Below are 628 nucleotides of genomic sequence, written 5' to 3'. Positions count from 1 at the left end.
CGACCTCGATCTGCCCGAGGGCGGCGGCGGTCGCGCTTCGCCGCTCCGCCACCGTTCCGCGGTCGCTGAACGCGTCGAGGTAGACCTTGAGCTTCGGCTCGGTGCCGCTCGGCCGGATCATCACGCGCGAACCGTCGGCGAGATCGTAGGCGAGCACGTTCGCGCGGACGGGGGCCAGGCCTGGCCGCCGGAAATCGCGCACCTGCTCGACCGCTCGGCCGGCGAAGCCGCGCGGCGCGTTGGCCCTCACCCATGCGGAGAGCGCCTCGACATCGGCGACCCGCTCGCGCCGCAGCACGATCTGCGCGCTGGCGAAGTGGCCGAACCGCTCGCTCGCCTCGTCGAGCAGATCCCACACCGTCCGGCCGCCGGCGTACAACTCGCAGGCCATCGCGAGCGCCTCCGCCGCGGCCGAGATGCCGTCCTTGTCGCCCACGACCTCGGGGTCGGTGAGGTAGCCCAGCGCCTCCTCGAATCCGAACAGCAGACCGGGCACGCGGGAGACCCATTTGAAGCCGGAGAGGGTCTCGGCGTGATCCAGCCCGTGCGCGCGGGCGACCGCGCCCAGCGCCGGTGAGCTCACGATCGTGTTGGCCAGCGTGCCGCGGGGCGCACGGCCCTCGCGCTC

1 pseudogene is annotated in these 628 nt (G+C 73.4%); it reads right to left on the bottom strand.

What is annotated here, in order from left to right:
- Nucleotides 1-628, bottom strand: a pseudogene (locus ACFPZL_RS14070) (phospho-sugar mutase); the annotation flags it as partial.

It is taken from the genome of Leucobacter soli (genome assembly GCF_042659205.1).
GTDB classification, from domain to species: Bacteria; Actinomycetota; Actinomycetes; order Actinomycetales; family Microbacteriaceae; genus Leucobacter; species Leucobacter soli.
This window is presented reverse-complemented; position numbering and strand designations above follow the sequence as displayed.